At 67.1% G+C, this 13,500-nt stretch carries 10 protein-coding genes and 1 tRNA gene; 9 read left to right on the top strand and 2 right to left on the bottom strand.

All coding sequences use genetic code 11. The features are described 5' to 3' along the window. The first annotated feature begins 19 nt into the window (after nucleotides 1-19). The 9 genes from nuoN to pnp all read left to right on the top strand — a co-directional run bounded on the left by nuoN (nucleotide 20) and on the right by pnp (nucleotide 11,378). Nucleotides 20-1,495, top strand: a complete 1,476-nt coding sequence (nuoN, locus tag KHF85_RS13010; protein ID WP_284566988.1) for an NADH-quinone oxidoreductase subunit NuoN — start codon at nucleotides 20-22, stop codon at nucleotides 1,493-1,495. 210 nt (nucleotides 1,496-1,705) lie between these two features. Further along, nucleotides 1,706-1,782, top strand: a tRNA-Met gene (locus KHF85_RS13005). A 206-nt stretch (nucleotides 1,783-1,988) separates the two neighbouring features. Continuing rightward, nucleotides 1,989-2,636, top strand: coding sequence for a ribosome maturation factor RimP (gene rimP, locus KHF85_RS13000; protein ID WP_284566987.1), 648 nt, complete (start codon nucleotides 1,989-1,991; stop codon nucleotides 2,634-2,636). Next, nucleotides 2,633-4,144, top strand: coding sequence for a transcription termination factor NusA (gene nusA, locus KHF85_RS12995; RefSeq protein WP_284566986.1), 1,512 nt, complete (start codon nucleotides 2,633-2,635; stop codon nucleotides 4,142-4,144). The genes rimP and nusA overlap by 4 nt, the downstream gene beginning before the upstream one ends. A gap of 92 nt (nucleotides 4,145-4,236) precedes the next feature. After that, on the top strand, nucleotides 4,237-6,951 hold the full coding sequence (gene infB, locus KHF85_RS12990; RefSeq protein ID WP_284566985.1) for a translation initiation factor IF-2: 2,715 nt from the start codon (nucleotides 4,237-4,239) through the stop codon (nucleotides 6,949-6,951). A gap of 115 nt (nucleotides 6,952-7,066) precedes the next feature. Further along, nucleotides 7,067-7,468: a 30S ribosome-binding factor RbfA gene (gene rbfA, locus KHF85_RS12985; protein ID WP_009590752.1), complete on the top strand. Its 402-nt coding sequence runs from the start codon at nucleotides 7,067-7,069 to the stop codon at nucleotides 7,466-7,468. Between the two features lie 233 nt (nucleotides 7,469-7,701). Continuing rightward, the gene (truB, locus tag KHF85_RS12980) at nucleotides 7,702-8,628 is read left to right on the top strand and encodes a tRNA pseudouridine(55) synthase TruB (protein ID WP_284566984.1); all 927 of its coding nucleotides are present in this window, start codon (nucleotides 7,702-7,704) and stop codon (nucleotides 8,626-8,628) included. Between the two features lie 216 nt (nucleotides 8,629-8,844). Continuing rightward, nucleotides 8,845-9,105 carry a 30S ribosomal protein S15 gene (rpsO, locus tag KHF85_RS12975; RefSeq protein ID WP_003467392.1) on the top strand — a complete coding sequence of 87 codons (261 nt, stop codon included), beginning with the start codon at nucleotides 8,845-8,847 and terminating at the stop codon, nucleotides 9,103-9,105. Between the two features lie 164 nt (nucleotides 9,106-9,269). Then, nucleotides 9,270-11,378 (top strand): polyribonucleotide nucleotidyltransferase, encoded by a 2,109-nt coding sequence (pnp, locus tag KHF85_RS12970; RefSeq protein WP_284566983.1) that lies wholly within the window; start codon nucleotides 9,270-9,272, stop codon nucleotides 11,376-11,378. Between the two features lie 224 nt (nucleotides 11,379-11,602). On the opposite strand, the gene KHF85_RS12965 is transcribed toward pnp, so the two are convergent. Both KHF85_RS12965 and KHF85_RS12960 read right to left on the bottom strand, forming a co-directional pair. Then, the gene (locus KHF85_RS12965) at nucleotides 11,603-12,976 is read right to left on the bottom strand and encodes a sensor domain-containing phosphodiesterase (RefSeq protein ID WP_284566982.1); all 1,374 of its coding nucleotides are present in this window, start codon (nucleotides 12,974-12,976) and stop codon (nucleotides 11,603-11,605) included. 119 nt (nucleotides 12,977-13,095) lie between these two features. Then, nucleotides 13,096-13,413: a DUF3175 domain-containing protein gene (locus KHF85_RS12960; protein WP_284566981.1), complete on the bottom strand. Its 318-nt coding sequence runs from the start codon at nucleotides 13,411-13,413 to the stop codon at nucleotides 13,096-13,098. Nucleotides 13,414-13,500 lie beyond the last annotated feature (87 nt).

Here is a 13,500-nt window from a genome sequence, read left to right as displayed (position 1 = left end):
TGATTCCAGAGAGTTGATGATGACCACCCCTGCGCTACTGCCCCTGACCGCCGTCGACCTGCCGCCCCTGCTCCCCGAGCTGGTGCTGACCGCCGGCGCCTTCGCCCTGCTGATGCTCGATCTGTTCGTCGGCGAGCGCAACAAGGTCTGGACCCACATCGTCTCGGTGGCGATCCTGATCGCGGTGTTCGCGATGCTGCTGGCCGGCGTGGGCGGGCAGGGCGACGTGTTCAACGGCATGTTCGTGCGCGACGCCGCCGCCGACGTGATGAAGACCGTGATCGTCGGGCTCAGCGCGCTGACCCTGATCTACGGCTGGAGCTACCTGCGCGAGCGCAAGCTGTATCAGGGCGAGATCCCGGTGCTGGTGCTGTTCGCCACGGTCGGCATGATGATCCTGGTTTCGGCCGGCAGCCTGCTGATGGTGTACCTGGGCCTGGAACTGCTGGCGCTGTGCTCGTACGCGCTGGTCGCGTCGAACCGCGACAACGGCATGGCCACCGAAGCGGCGATGAAGTACATCGTGCTCGGCTCGCTGGCCTCCGGCCTGCTGCTGTACGGCATGTCGCTGATCTACGGCGCCACCGGCACGCTGAGCCTGGCCGGCATCCACGAGGCGATCGGGTCCACCCAGGAGCGCACGCTGCTGCTGACCGGCACCATCTTCATGATCGCCGGCGTGGCCTTCAAGCTCGGCGCCGCGCCGTTCCACATGTGGCTGCCCGACGTCTACCAGGGCGCGCCGGCGCCGGTCGCGCTGTTCATCAGCTCGGCCTCCAAGCTGGCCGCGTTCGGTATGGCCTATCGGCTGCTGGAAGTGGGCGTCGGCCCGCTGGCCGAGCAGTGGCATTGGGTGATCGGCGGGCTGGCGGCGCTGTCGCTGCTGGTCGGCAACCTGATGGCGCTGGCGCAGAGCAACCTCAAGCGCATGCTGGCGTACTCGACCGTCTCGCACATCGGCTTCCTGCTGCTGGGCGTGGCCGGCGGCGGCGAGCGCGGCTATGCGGCGGCGCTGTTCTATGCGATCTGCTATGCGGTCATGTCCACCGCCTCGTTCGGCGCGATCATCGCGATGTCGCGCAAGGGCTTCGAGGCCGAGCACATCGACGACTTCAAGGGCCTGAACGCGCGCAACCCGTGGATGGCGCTGCTGGTGCTGTGCATCATGGCGTCGCTGGCCGGCGTGCCGCCGTTCCTGGGCTTCTGGGCCAAGCTGGCAGTGCTCGGCGCGGTGCTCGCGGTGCCGACCGACAATCTGTGGTGGACCGGCCTGGCGATCCTGTCGGTGCTGTGCGCGGTGATCGGCGCGTTCTACTACCTGCGCGTGATCAAGGTGATGTATTTCGACGAGCCGGTCGGCGAGCCGTTGCCGGCCAACGACGACCGCGTGCTCGGCGTGGTGCTCGGGGTCAATGCGATCGGTCTGTTGGCGCTGGGCGTGGCCTGGAGTCCGCTGATGGCGTGGTGCCAGCGCGCCTTCGCGCATCTGGCCTGAGCGCGCGCGAAAGCGCGGTTTTCATGCTGTTTGCAACAACGCCGCCAGCTTGGCGGCGTTGTCGTTTGTGCATCGATGGATGCTATCGGTCTTCCGCTTTCGGTCGCTTGCGGTTATCATGTCGCTCGAAGACCGGCGGCATCGCCACCGGGTCGGATGAAAATCAGGGCTTGCAATCATCGCGCTGATTCTTCATAATTCCGCTTCTGCTGCGGGGTGGAGCAGTCTGGCAGCTCGTCGGGCTCATAACCCGAAGGTCGCAGGTTCAAATCCTGCCCCCGCTACCATATTTTTCTACGGCGGCAACCAGTTCACCGGTTGCCTGCGGTAGGAGAAGCTGGGCTTCGCGAAGATGCATGTTCCCGTCTTTGCAACCGGAATCCAGCGTGACCGGAGTCGTACCGGACAAGGGGCCCAACGGGCCCTTCGTCGTTTCCGGGGTCCGGAAAAACCGCCAGGACCGAATTTTCTTCATTCAAATGCAAGGCAGGCTGTGAGCGACAAGGCAAACGAAATCGCGAATCTGCTGGGCCCGACCGTGGACGCGTTGGGCCTGGAACTGCTGGGGGCGGAATACCTGCCGGCCCCGGGCGGCGCCACGCTGCGCCTGTATATCGACGTGCCGCTGGCCGAACAGCCAGAGCGCATCGTCAACGTCGACGATTGCGAGCGGGTCAGCCGCGAAGTGTCGGCACAGCTGGACGTGGAAGATCCGATCAGCGGCAACTACACGCTGGAAGTGTCCTCGCCCGGCGTGGACCGTCCACTGTTCACCGCCGCGCAGTTCGCGCGCCACCAGGGCGAGTCGGCCAAGGTGGTATTGAAGCTGCCGCAGCAGGGTCGTCGGCGCCTGCAGGGGCGCATCGCCCAGGTCGACGTGGACGCCGGCCTCATCGTGTTCGAGGTCGACGGCGCCGAACTGGCGGTGGACTTCGACAATATCGACAAGGCGCGGATCCTGCCCGACTGGGCGGCGCTGGGCCTGGCCCCGACCAAGCCGGGCAAGACGCCCAAGCAGCCGGGTAGCACTCCCAAGCTGCCGGCCAAGCGCCCCAAGCCGGCCGGCAAGACCGCAAAACCCAATAAGAAACCATCCAACGAACCGGCAGCCGACAAGGCTGCGCGCGGAGCGAAAGAATGAGCAAGGAACTGTTGCTGGTAGTCGACGCGGTGGCCAACGAAAAAGGCGTGCCGCGCGAAGTGATCTTCGACGCGATCGAGGCCGCCCTGGCCTCGGCGGCGAAGAAGCGCTACCCCGATCAGGACGTGCTGACGCGCGTCACCATCGATCACAAGGACGGCAATTACGAAACCTACCGCCGCTGGGAAGTGGTGGCCGACGACGTGGTGATGGAATCGCCGGACCGGCAGATCCGCCTGATGGACGCGATCGACGAAGCCGAAGGCGTGGACGTCGGCGACTACATCGAAGAACAGATCGAGAACCCGGATTTCGGGCGCATCGCCGCGCAGGCCGCCAAGCAGGTGATCGTGCAGCGCGTGCGCGAGGCCGAGCGCCAGCAGGTGGTGGACGCGTGGAAGGACCGCATCGGCGAGCTGGTCACCGGCGTGGTCAAGCGCGCCGAGCGCGGCAACATCTATGTCGATCTGGGCGGCAACGCCGAGGCCTTCATTCCCAAGGACAAGGGCATCCCGCGCGACGTGCTGCGCGCCGGCGACCGCGTGCGCGGCTACCTGGCCGAAGTGCGCTCGGAGCCGCGCGGCCCGCAGCTGTTCATCAGCCGCGCCGCGCCGGAATTCATGATCGAGTTGTTCAAGCTGGAAGTGCCGGAAGTGGGCCAGGGCCTGGTCGAGATCAAGGCCTGCGCGCGCGATCCGGGCGACCGCGCCAAGATCGCGGTGCTGGCGCACGACACCCGCACCGATCCGATCGGCGCCTGCATCGGCATGCGCGGTTCGCGCGTGCAGGCGGTGTCCAACGAGCTCAACGGCGAGCGCGTGGACATCGTGTTGTGGAACGACAACCCGGCCAATTTCGTCATCAACGCGATGGCGCCGGCCGAGGTGCAGTCGATCATCGTCGATGAGGAAAAGCACTCGATGGACCTGGCGGTGGCCGAAGACCGGCTGGCGCAGGCGATCGGCAAGGGCGGGCAGAACGTACGCCTGGCGAGCCGCCTGACCGGGTGGCAGCTCAACGTGATGACCGCCGAGCAGGTCGCGGCCAAGTCCGAGGCCGAGCAGACCGTCGCCCGCCAGCTGTTCATGGAAAAGCTGGAAGTGGACGAGGAAATTGCCGCGATCCTGGTCGCCGAGGGTTTCAACTCGGTCGAGGAAATCGCCTACGTGCCGGTCGGCGAGTTGCTGGCGGTGGAAGGCTTCGACGAAGACATCGTCGAAGAGCTGCGGGCTCGCGCGCGCGATGCGTTGCTCAACGAGGCGCTGGCCGCCGAGGAAAGCGACGACAGCGGCGTGCCGGCGGCGGATTTGCTGTCGCTGGAAGGCATGGACGAGGCCACCGCCTACGCGCTGGCCAGCCATGGCGTGCGGACCAGCGAGGACCTGTCGGATCTGGCTGCGGACGAAATCCTCGAATTCGGCATCGAGGATGTGGACCAGGAGCGCGCCGCTGCGCTCATCCTGGCAGCCCGTGCCGAGGAGATCGCCCGATTGGAACGCGGCGAATGAGTCAGCGATGAATGCCGCCCTGAACCGATCAGGGCTTAGAATCCGCGCTACCTTCGCACGCGAGGGGGCGCCAACCAGATCATAGGATCCGAATGTCGCAGCAAACCACCATCCGCAAGCTGGCCGAACTGGTGAATACGCCGGTCGATAAACTGCTGGTTCAACTGGCCGAGGCCGGAATGAAGTTCAGCGGTCCCGACCAGGTCGTGACCAGTACCGAAAAGATGAAGCTGCTCGGCTTCCTGCGCCGTACCCACGGCAAGACCGACAAGCCGGTCGAGGAAGAAGCCCAGGCCGCGCCGAAGAAGATCACCCTGAACCGGCGCAAGCTGCAGGAAGTGACGGTCAGCGCCGGTCGCAGCAAGACCACGGTCAACGTCGAAGTCCGGCAGAAGCGTACCTACGTGAAGACCGCCGAGGATCTGGCTGCCGAGCGCGCGGGTATGTCCTCGGGCGGACGGGTGGATGACGAGCGCGCCGAGATCCTGCGCAAGCTGGAGGCCTCCAAGCAGCGCAATCTGGCCGAACAGCAGAAGCTCGCCGAGCAGGACCGTGCGCGCGCCGAGGAAATCGAGCGCAAGCGCCAGGCCGAGCAGGATGCGCGCGACCGCGTGGAAGCCGAGCGCAAGGCCGCGTTGGAAGCCGAGTCGGCGCCGCCGGCCGCGGCGGCCACGGCTGCGCCCGCTGCGACACCGAATGCCAGTGCCGGTGCCAGTGCCGGCACCAGTGCCGCCGCCGCGCCGCGCGCACCGCGTCCGGCCAGCGCACCGCACCATCCGCCGAAGCCGGCCGCGCCGCGTAGCGACGACCGCAACAACACCGGCAACAAGCACAAGACCCGCGGCTCGCACGTGATGGTCGCCGGCGTCGAGGACGACGACAGCACCAGCCGTTTCGCCGGCCAGCTGCATCTGTCCGCCGCCGACCGCGCGCGCCGTTCCAACGTGCGCGGCAAGCCGCGCGGCGGCAACAGCGGCGGCCGTCGCCAGCCCGAGCCCTCGCGCAGCGGCGGCGGTGCGCACGGCTTCGAGCGTCCGACCGCACCAGTGGTGCGCGAAGTGGCGATCGGCGAGACCATCACCGTGGCCGACCTGGCGCAGAAGCTCGCGCTGAAGGGCGGCGACGTGGTCAAGGCGCTGTTCAAGATGGGCGTGATGGCCACCATCACCCAGTCCATCGACCACGACACTGCGGCGCTGATCACCGAAGAGCTCGGCCACAAGCCGGTGCGCGCGGGCAGTGCCGACGCCGAGGACGCGCTGCTGGCGCATACCGAGGACGAGCAGGGCGAGAAGCGCTCGCGCCCGCCGGTGGTCACCATCATGGGTCACGTCGATCACGGCAAGACCTCGCTGCTGGACTACATCCGCCGCACCAAAGTCGCCTCGGGCGAAGCCGGCGGCATCACCCAGCACATCGGCGCGTACCACGTCGAAACCGACCGCGGCGTCATCAGCTTCCTGGATACCCCGGGCCATGCGGCCTTCACTTCGATGCGCGCGCGCGGCGCCAAGCTGACCGACATCGTGGTGCTGGTGGTGGCGGCCGACGACGGCGTGATGCCGCAGACGATCGAGGCGGTCAAGCACGCCAAGGCGGCCGGCGTGCCGCTGATCGTGGCGGTCAACAAGATCGACAAGTCCGGCGCTGATCCGCTGCGGGTCAAGAACGAACTGCTCTCGCAGGACGTGGTCGCCGAGGAATTCGGTGGCGACACCCAGTTCGTCGAAGTCTCGGCCAAGACCGGCGCGGGCATCGACACGCTGCTCGACGCGATCTCGCTGCAGGCCGAAGTGCTGGAACTGAAGGCGGTGTTCGATGGCCGCGCCAGCGGCGTGGTGATCGAATCCTCGCTGGACAAGGGCCGTGGCCCGATGGCGACGGTGCTGGTGCAGCAGGGCAGCCTGAAGCGCGGCGACTACCTGGTGTGCGGCGTGCAGTACGGCCGCGTGCGGGCGCTGTTCGACGAGACCGGCGGCCAGCCGGCCGAGGCGGGTCCGTCGATCCCGGTGCAGGTGCTGGGTCTGTCCGGCGTGCCGGATGCCGGCGACGACTTCGTCGTGGTCGACGACGAGCGCCTGGCCAAGGACGTGGCGCAGCAGCGCGAGACCAAGCGCCGCGAGTCGCGCCTGGTGTCCTCGGCGGGCAGCCGCATGGAAGACATCATGTCGCAGCTCGGCAAGGGCGAAGGCCAGCTGTCGCTGAACCTGGTGATCAAGGCCGACGTGCAGGGGTCGGTGGAAGCGCTCAAGCAGTCGCTGGTGGCGTTGTCCAACGAGCAGATCCGCATCAACGTGATTCACTCCGGCGTCGGCGGCATCACCGAGTCCGATGCCAACTCGGCGCTGGCCTCCAAGGCTACGGTGATCGGCTTCAATGTGCGTGCGGACGCTTCGGCGCGGCGCATCATCGAAACCAACGGCGTGGACCTGCGCTACTTCTCGATCATCTATGACGTGATCGACCAGGTGAAGCAGGTGGCCTCCGGTCTGCTCGGCGTGGAAATCCGCGAAGAGATCATCGGTACCGCGCAGGTGCGCGACGTGTTCCGCAGCTCCAAGTTCGGCGCGGTCGCCGGCTGCATGGTCATCGAGGGCGTGGTCAAGCGCAACAAGCCGATCCGCGTGCTGCGCGACAACACCGTGGTGTTCGAAGGCGAGCTGGAATCGCTGCGTCGCTTCAAGGAGAACGTCGACGAGGTGCGCAACGGCACCGAGTGCGGTATCGGCGTGAAGGCCTACAACGACGTCAAGCCGGGCGACCAGATCGAGTGCTTCGAGCGCATCGAAGTGCAGCGCACACTGTGATGTAGCCGGGACTCGGGTTCCGGGACTCGGGACTCGGAAAGGCAAGAGCTGTCGCTTTCGCTTTTCCGAGTCCCGAGTCCCGAGTCCCGAGTCCCGCATAAAGAGATTCCGGACCATGGCAACAAAATCCTTCCACCGTACCGATCGCGTTTCCGCGCAGATCCGCCGCGACCTTGGCACGATCGTGCATTCGGCCGTGCGCGATCACGGCCTGCCGTCGGTCAGCGTCTCCGATGTCGAGGTCACCCGCGACCTGGCCCATGCCAAGGTGTTCGTCACCGCGTTGCTGCCCGAGCGCTCGGTCGAGGCGGTCAAGGGCCTGAAAGAGCTGGCGCCGCAACTGCGTAGCGAGCTGGCGCGGGCGATGAAGCTGCGCCACGTGCCCGAACTGCATTTCCACTACGACGATTCGGTCGATCGCGGCGAGCGCATCGACAACCTGCTGCGCGACATGCCGGAACTGCAGAACACCGAAGACGATAACGGCGACAGCGAACCGGCTCCGTCCAAGGACTGAGCGGTTTCCTGCCGATGCACAGCATCGGTGCCGCAAGTCGCGTTGGCAAACGACAAGCAGACGACGGTGCGCACCGACCAGCGCGTCCAGCGGCGTCTTTTTGCTTGCATCTGCTCCCCGCTGCCGTGCGCTATTTCCCCAGTCCGGCCTGCGGCCATCGCAGGCTTCACCGTCAGACTCCAACTCCCGCTTTTCCGAGTCCCGAGTCCCGAGTCCCCGGTCCCGATCCCCCAATGCCCGTCTTCGGCCCCCGACTGCCCCGCATCTCCTTCCGCCGCCTCGACGGCATCGTGCTGCTCGACAAGCCGGCCGGCATGAGTTCCAACGCGGCGCTGCAGGCGGCGCGGCGCCTGTTCCGTGCCGAGAAGGGCGGCCATACCGGCAGCCTGGATCCGCTGGCCACCGGCCTGCTGCCGCTGTGCTTCGGCGAGGCGACCAAGCTGGCCGGGCTGCTGCTGGGCTCGGCCAAGGCCTATGAAGCCGAGATCGTGCTCGGGGTGAGCACCGACAGCGACGACGCCGACGGCGCGGTGCTGCGTACCCGGCCGGTGCCGCCGATCGATGCGGCGACCCTGCAGGCGGCGCTGGCGCCGCTGCGCGGACGTATCCGCCAGCGCGCGCCGATCTATTCGGCGCTGAAGCAGGGCGGCGAGCCGCTGTATGCGAAGGCGCGCCGTGGCGAGGCGATCGAGGCGCCGGAGCGCGAAGTCGAGGTCCACGCCATCGACGTGCTCGCCCACGACCGCGAGCGCCTGCACCTGCACGTGGCCTGCGGTTCCGGCACCTATATCCGCAGCTTGGCCCGCGACCTGGGCGAGGCGCTGGGCTGCGGCGCGCATATCGCCGGCTTGCGGCGCCTGTGGGTGGAGCCGTTCCGGCAGCCGCAGATGGTGACCCTGGAGCGGCTGCAGCAGCTGGCCGCGCAGGAGCCGCAGGCCTTGGAGGCGCTGCTGCTGCCGCTGGCCGCCGGCCTGGTCGACTTCCCGCCGTTGCGCCTGGACCCTGCTGCGGCGCAACGTTTCCGCATGGGCCAGCGCCTGCGCGACGCCGCCTGGGCGCCGGGCGCGGTCGCGGTGTTCGGCGACGATGGCCTGCCGCTGGGGCTGGGCCAGGTCGATGGCGACGGGCTGCTGGCGCCGCAGCGCATGTTCAACCTCTGATCCGAGTCCTGCCGAGCAGCCTTGCGCGGGCCGCCAGGCAACCCGTCTGGCCGTGACGCGGCGTTAACACCTTGTTCGTCCGGGCTGGGGCCGGTACAATTCGGCGGCCTTTACGGCAACCCTGCGCTCCGGCGCAATCCTTCGCAATCGGCGAGCCAGGCGGTGCGTCTCATCAGCACGTTCCTGCCGGCCCCGCATCTTTAGAGAAAACACAGCATGTCCATCGACACCCAGAAAGTCATCGAAGAAAACAAGCGCGGCGCCGCCGACACCGGCTCCCCGGAAGTGCAGGTCGCCCTGCTGACCGCGCGCATCGAGCTGCTGACCGGCCACTTCAAGACCCACAAGAAGGACCACCACAGCCGCCGCGGCCTGCTGCAGATGGTCAACCGCCGCCGCAGCCTGCTCGACTACCTGAAGAAGAAGGATGGCGAGCGCTACAAGGCGCTGATCGAGAAGCTCGGCCTGCGTCGCTGAGGCAACGAACCCTACCGCGGCGCAGTGATGCGCCGCGGTTTTGTTTTGGGTAGTACCGTGGCCCGGGGAATGCTCCGCGCCGCCGGCCGGATTCTCCCGGCCACCCGCCAGCGGCATGGGCCGTCAGCGGTCCATTCGAAGACAGCATCATCCAAGGAAACCCCGTGGCAAAAATCACCAAAACCTTCCAGTACGGCAAGCACACCGTCACCCTCGAAACCGGCGAGATCGCCCGCCAGGCCGGCGGTGCCGTCATCGTCAAGATGGACGACACCGTACTGCTGGTCACCGCCGTCGCCGCCAAGAGCGCGCGCGAAGGTCAGGACTTCTTCCCGCTGACGGTCGACTATCAGGAGAAGTTCTACGCCGGCGGCCGCATTCCCGGCGGCTTCTTCAAGCGCGAGGGTCGTGCGACCGAGAAGGAGACGCTGATTTCGCGTCTGATCGACCGTCCGATCCGTCCGCTGTTCCCGGAGGACTACAAGAACGAAGTGCAGATCATCGCCACGGTGATGTCGATGAACCCGGACATCGACGGCGACATCGCCGCGCTGATCGGCGCCTCGGCTGCGCTGTCGCTGGCCGGCACCCCGTTCAACGGCCCGATCGGCGCCGCCAAGGTCGGCTACAAGAACGGCGAGTACATCCTCAACCCGACCATCACCGAGCTGAAGGAGTCGCAGCTGGAGCTGGTCGTGGCCGGTACCGCCAACGCGGTGCTGATGGTCGAGTCCGAAGCGGCGCTGCTGTCGGAAGAGGTGATGCTGGGCGCGGTCACCTTCGGCCATCGCGAGATGCAGAAGGTCATCAACATCATCAACGAGCTGACCGTCGAAGCCGGCACCAAGCCGTCGGACTGGGTCGCCCCGGCGAAGAACGAAGGCATGATCGCGGCGCTGAAGGAAGCGGTCGGCGATCAGCTGGCCTCGGCCTTCCAGGTGCGCGACAAGCTGCAGCGTCGCGACGCGATCTCGGCGATCAAGAAGGACGTGCTGGCGCAGCTGACGCCGCGCGCGGCGGTCGAAGGCTGGGTCGTCGCCGACCTGTCCAAGGAATTCGGCGAGCTGGAATACCAGACCATGCGCGGTTCGGTGCTGAGCACCAAGGTGCGTATCGACGGCCGTGCGCTGGACACGGTGCGTCCGATCAGCGTCAAGGCCGGCGTGCTGCCGCGCACCCACGGCTCGGCGCTGTTCACCCGCGGCGAGACCCAGGCGATCGTCATCACCACGCTGGGCACCGCCCGCGATGGCCAGGTGATCGATGCGGTCAGCGGCGAGTACAAGGAAAACTTCCTGTTCCATTACAACTTCCCCCCCTACTCGGTGGGCGAGTGCGGCCGCTTCGGCGCGCCGAAGCGTCGCGAGATCGGCCACGGCCGCCTCGCCAAGCGCGGCGTGCTGGCGGTGATGCCGAGCATGGAAGAGTTCCCGTACACGATCCGCGTGGTCTCGGAAATCACCGAGTCCAACGGTTCCTCGTCGATGGCGTCGGTGTGCGGCAGCTCGCTGGCGCTGATGGACGCCGGCGTGCCGATCAAGGCGCCGGTCGCGGGCATCGCGATGGGCCTGGTCAAGGAAGGCGAGGACTTCGTGGTGCTGTCGGACATCCTGGGCGATGAAGATCACCTGGGCGACATGGACTTCAAGGTCGCCGGTACCGCCGAAGGCGTGTCCGCGCTGCAGATGGACATCAAGATCGAAGGCATCACCGAAGAGATCATGAAGCAGGCCCTGGCGCAGGCCAAGGCCGGCCGCCTGCACATCCTCGGCGAGATGGCCAGCGCGCTGACCACCCCGCGTTCGGAGCTGAGCGACTACGCGCCGCGCCTGCTGACGATCAAGATCCACCCGGACAAGATCCGCGAAGTGATCGGCAAGGGCGGCTCGACCATCCAGGCGATCACCAAGGAAACCGGCACCCAGATCGACATCCAGGACGATGGCACCATCATCATCGCCTCGGTCAACGCGATCGCTGCGCAGGCCGCCAAGGCGCGCATCGAGCAGATCACCTCGGACGTGGAGCCGGGCCGCATCTACGAAGGCAAGGTCGCCAAGATCATGGACTTCGGTGCGTTCGTCACCATCCTGCCGGGCAAGGACGGCCTGGTGCACGTGTCGCAGATCTCCAGCGACCGTGTGGAGAAGGTCAGCGACGTGCTGAAGGAAGGCGATCTGGTCAAGGTCAAGGTGCTGGAAGTCGACAAGCAGGGCCGTATCCGCCTGTCGATGAAGGCCGTGGAAGAAGGCGAGGGCGTGACGGCCGAATAAGCCGTCGGCGTCCAGCGCTACAAAGAAAGCGGGCTTCGGCCCGCTTTTTTTTATGCGCGGCGTGCTCCCCTCGTGCGGTCTGACACGCCCGCCATGCTCCCCCGTAGGAGCGGCTTCAGCCGCGACAAAATGTTTCCGCAACCGGAATTTCCCAGGCGCCGGTGTCGCGGCTGAAGCCGCTCCTACAACATCGATCCGGATGCTCTGACGAGCTTGTCGCGCGCTCAGTCCGCCTCGTCGCCGATCGCCGGATAGCGCGCCAGGTGCGCCGACAGCGGCCCCGGATGCGCCAGCTGGTAGCCTTGGCCGTAGCGCGCGCCCAGCGCCTGCAGGGTGGCCAGTTCGCTCTCGGTCTCGATGCCTTCGACGATCACGCTGGCGTCGGTTTCTGCGGCGAAGGACAGGATCGCCAGCGCCAGCCGCTGGCGCCGCGGTTCGGCATCGATGCCGCGGGTCAGGGTCAGGTCCAGCTTGATGATGTCCGGCGACAGATGCAGCAGGTGGCGCAGGCTGGCGAAGCCGGTGCCGGCGTCGTCCAGCGCGATGCGCAGGCCCCGCCGCTGCAGCGCGCCGATATGCTCGGACAGGCGTGAATAGTCCGGCGCCTGCAACTGCTCGGTGATCTCCAGCACCACCCGCGACAAGTCGTGGCCATGCAGCAACTCCTCAAGCTGCGGGTGCAGCAGGGTCTGCGCGGAGACGTTGATCGCCAGGTACAGCGGCGCCGGCAGCTGCGCCAGCAACGGCAGCGCCTTGCGCGCCGCGGCCAGCTCCAGTTCCAGCGCCAGCCCGACCTTGTTCGCGTCGTCGAACCAGCGCAACGGCGCCAGGCCGGGATTGGACGGGAACCGCGACAACGCCTCCACGCCGACGATGCGTTGCGTGGACAGCGCCAGCACCGGCTGGGTCACGATCTGCAGGCGTTCGTTGGCGATGACTTCGCGGATCCGCGTGGCGATCGCCGCCTTCTCGCGGAACGCGTGTTTCTCCGCGTTCTGGTGGCGCGCGATGTCGGTCTGCAGCGCGGCGCGGTCCATCGCCAGCGCCAGGGTCGCGCCGACCAGGGTCGCCAGCATCTCCAGCGTGCGCACGTCCTGCGCGGTATAGCTGCAGGGGTAGGGCGACATCACCTTGAGCACGCCGATGCCGCGCTCGCCATAGCGGAGCGGCACCACCAGCATCGAGCGCAGGCCGACCTTGCGGCAGGCCTCCAGATTGACCCGCGGGTCCTGCTCCGAATCGTCGCACTGCAGCACCTGGCCGCTGCGCATGGACAGCCCGGACAGGCTGCAGTCGCTGGGCAGGCGCAGGCCCAGGTGCTGTTCGGCGCTGCCGCTGGCCGACCAGTACAGCATGTCGTTGCCGTCGCGCATCTCCACCACCGCGCCGTTGGAGCGGGTCAGCTCCTGCGCGCGGCGGGTCACCACATCGACCACCTGCAGCGGATCGCTGCCGGCGGCGGCGATCTCGCCCTGGGCCAGGATGATCCGCGACAGCAGCAGCGCATCCTCGCTCATCGTCGAGACAACCGGGCCGGGCTCGGCAGTGGCATCGGCAGGGCGCTGGACCCAGTCCGAAACGTCGGATTCCTTGGTCATGCCCGGATCATGCGCCGATGGTTCGGCGCAGGGCAATCGGAATTCGCCGGAGTTGCGCTAGCGGAGCATGGAATTGCAGCGCGCATCACGCTGCGCCACTGCATGCCGGAGCGCGGCGTTCAACCGGCCGCGCCGCCCTTGCGCGGTTTGCCGTACAGGATGCGCAGCTCGTCCTTGGCCTGCTCCAGCACTTCGCGACGCTGCGCCGGCAACTGCTTGCCGGCGCGATTGATGTAGAACGTCAGCATCGACATCGCCGAGCGGTAGGGGCCGGTGCGGCGCCGCGCGCTCTTGTCCGCGGAGTGCTTGAGCGAACGGGCGATGGAGACCGGGTCGTCGCGTTCGAACACGCTGGGCGTGAGTTCTTGCGCATCGCTGCTTTCGTTCGCGCACTCGGCCCATTGGGTGGTGGAAACGTTCGACCTGCTTTGTGCCATCGGTGATGCTCCTTGGCTACTGAAAAAAGGTGGAGATGAAGTCACTGCGAAATCGCCGCCGCGCCGATGGCGGGCGGATGGATTGGG

The sequence above is a fragment of the Xanthomonas graminis pv. graminis genome, from assembly GCF_030168915.1.
In the GTDB taxonomy this organism is placed as follows: domain Bacteria; phylum Pseudomonadota; class Gammaproteobacteria; order Xanthomonadales; family Xanthomonadaceae; genus Xanthomonas_A; species Xanthomonas_A translucens.
Note: the sequence above shows the minus strand (reverse complement) of the source record. Positions and strands in the feature narration are given on the sequence as shown.

Coding starts and splice junctions, on each gene's coding strand:
- nuoN (WP_284566988.1), top strand. CDS start 20: ATGACCACCCCTGCGCTACTGCCCCTGACCGCCGTCGACCTGCCGCCC.
- nusA (WP_284566986.1), top strand. CDS start 2,633: ATGAGCAAGGAACTGTTGCTGGTAGTCGACGCGGTGGCCAACGAAAAA.
- infB (WP_284566985.1), top strand. CDS start 4,237: ATGTCGCAGCAAACCACCATCCGCAAGCTGGCCGAACTGGTGAATACG.
- rbfA (WP_009590752.1), top strand. CDS start 7,067: ATGGCAACAAAATCCTTCCACCGTACCGATCGCGTTTCCGCGCAGATC.
- truB (WP_284566984.1), top strand. CDS start 7,702: ATGCCCGTCTTCGGCCCCCGACTGCCCCGCATCTCCTTCCGCCGCCTC.
- rpsO (WP_003467392.1), top strand. CDS start 8,845: ATGTCCATCGACACCCAGAAAGTCATCGAAGAAAACAAGCGCGGCGCC.
- KHF85_RS12965 (WP_284566982.1), bottom strand. CDS start 12,976: ATGACCAAGGAATCCGACGTTTCGGACTGGGTCCAGCGCCCTGCCGAT.
- KHF85_RS12960 (WP_284566981.1), bottom strand. CDS start 13,413: ATGGCACAAAGCAGGTCGAACGTTTCCACCACCCAATGGGCCGAGTGC.